Genomic DNA, 2410 nt, shown 5'->3' with positions numbered 1-2410 from the left:
GCGACGCCGGCGCCCGGCTCAGTCGTCCTCGGCGTCCGGGCCGGCGACCTCGACGCCGTCGCCACGCACCACGTGGATGCAGTCGCCCGGGCACTCCTTCGCGGAGTCGATCACTTCGAGGCGCAGGTGCGCGGGCACGTCCACCCGGCTGCCCGGCGCCATCCGCAGCTCACCGTCGACGCCCTTGACGTACGCCAGGCCGTCGATGTCGAACTCGAACACCTCCGGCGCGTACTGCACGCAGAGCCCGTCACCCGTGCAGAGATCCTGGTCCACCCAGACCTGCAACTGGTCGGTCGCGACCTCGGCCACCGGTGCACCCCCCATGTTCTCCCGTACCAGCCTCCGACGGTACCCGAACGCCCGTACCGGCCCGCCAGGCCACCCTTGGCGATCAAGGTTCGGTGACGAGGGTGTTGCGTGGGACCGAATCGGGCTCATAGCGGCTAGTGTTAGGTCAGAACGTTCAAGCCCCCCGGGGAGGTGGGACGTGGCAGCACGCAGCGACGACGCGGACTCGCGCGCCGCACGGTGGGAGAAGGAAGCCCACGATCTCTCCACGCAGGTCGCGTTCCTTCAGGAGGAACTCGCCCTGGTGCGGCGGAAGTTGACCGAAAGCCCCCGACACGTCCGGCAGCTCGAAGAGCGGCTGGCGGCCACCCAGGCACAGTTGGCGCGGCTGACCGAGAACAACGACCGGCTGGTGAGCACCCTCAAGGAGGCTCGCACGCAGATCGTCACGCTCAAGGAGGAGATCGACCGGCTCGCGCAGCCGCCGAGTGGCTACGGAGTCTTCCTGGCCAAGCACGACGACGGGACGGTGGACGTCTTCACCGGCGGCCGCAAGCTGCGGGTCGCCGTCTCGCCCTCACTGGACGTGGACGAGCTGCGCCGCGGCCAGGAGGTCCTGCTCAACGACGCGCTCAACATCGTCGACGCGTTCGGGTACGAGCGGGTCGGTGAGGTCGTGATGCTCAAGGAGATCCTGGAGGGACCGAACGGCGGGCCGGGCGACCGGGCGCTGGTGGTCTCCCACTCCGACGAGGAGCGCATCGTGCACCTCGCCGAGACGCTCATCGGCTCGGCGATCCGGGCCGGCGACTCGCTCATGATCGAGCCCCGCTCGGCGTACGCGTACGAGCGGATCCCGAAGAGCGAGGTCGAGGAGCTGGTCCTGGAGGAGGTGCCCGACGTCGACTACGGCGACATCGGTGGCCTCCAGTCGCAGATCGAGCAGATCCGCGACGCGGTGGAGCTGCCGTTCCTGCACGCGGACCTGTTCCGCGAGCACCAGCTCCGCCCACCGAAGGGCATCCTGCTCTACGGCCCGCCCGGCTGCGGCAAGACGCTGATCGCCAAGGCGGTGGCCAACTCGCTGGCCAAGAAGATCGCCGAGCGCCAGGGCAAGGAGAAGCACACCAGCTTCTTCCTCAACATCAAGGGCCCGGAGCTGCTCAACAAGTACGTCGGCGAGACCGAGCGGCACATCCGGCTGATCTTCCAGCGGGCTCGGGAGAAGGCCGGCGAGGGCACCCCGGTGATCGTGTTCTTCGACGAGATGGACTCGATCTTCCGGACCCGCGGCTCCGGCGTCTCCTCCGACGTGGAGAACACGATCGTCCCGCAGCTGCTCAGTGAGATCGACGGTGTGGAGGGCCTGGAGAACGTCATCGTCATCGGCGCCTCCAACCGGGAAGACATGATCGACCCGGCGATCCTGCGCCCCGGTCGGCTCGACGTGAAAATCAAGATCGAGCGACCGGACGCCGAGGCGGCGAAGGACATCTTCTCCAAGTACATCCTCTCCGGGCTCCCGCTGCACCCGGACGACCTCGCCGAACACGGAGCCGACCCCCAGGCCACCGTCGCCGCGATGATCGACGCCGTGGTGCTGCGGATGTACTCCGAAACCGAGGAGAACCGCTTCCTCGAAGTCACCTACGCCAACGGTGACAAGGAAGTCCTCTACTTCAAGGACTTCAACTCCGGCGCGATGATCCAGAACATCGTCGACCGGAGCAAGAAGATGGCCATCAAGGAGTTCCTCACCTCCGGTCGCAAGGGCCTGCGCCTGCAGCACCTGCTCGACGCCTGTGTCGACGAGTTCCGCGAGAACGAGGACCTGCCCAACACCACCAACCCCGACGACTGGGCCCGCATCTCCGGCAAGAAGGGCGAGCGGATCGTCTACATCCGCACGCTCGTCTCCGGCGGCAAGGGCGCCGAGGCCGGCCGGTCCATCGAGACCGCCAGCAACACCGGCCAGTACCTCTGACGGTGACACCACCGGGGCCCGGGACGCGACGCGGGCCCGGCCCCCCCCCGACCACCCCGCCCGCCCCCGCCACCCCCACCAACCCCCCCCCAACCCCGAACCAGTTGGGGCCCCCCCCCCCCACAAACCCAGCGA

The 2410-nt window shown here is 68.3% G+C and carries 2 protein-coding genes; one reads left to right on the top strand and one right to left on the bottom strand.

The genetic code is table 11. The features are described 5' to 3' along the window. Nucleotides 1-18 precede the first annotated feature (18 nt). Entirely contained in the window at nucleotides 19-312 is a 294-nt protein-coding gene (locus ABZU46_RS31635) for a ferredoxin (protein ID WP_039908212.1), read from the bottom strand. Nucleotides 313-490: 178 nt separating this feature from the next. Between ABZU46_RS31635 and arc the strand changes: the two genes are divergently transcribed. Continuing rightward, nucleotides 491-2275, top strand: coding sequence for a proteasome ATPase (gene arc / locus ABZU46_RS31630; protein ID WP_266242043.1), 1785 nt, complete (start codon nucleotides 491-493; stop codon nucleotides 2273-2275). The last annotated feature ends 135 nt before the right edge of the window (nucleotides 2276-2410 follow it).

It is taken from the genome of Micromonospora sp. NPDC005197 (assembly GCF_040608295.1).
Classification (GTDB): Bacteria; Actinomycetota; Actinomycetes; order Mycobacteriales; family Micromonosporaceae; genus Micromonospora.
This window is presented reverse-complemented; position numbering and strand designations above follow the sequence as displayed.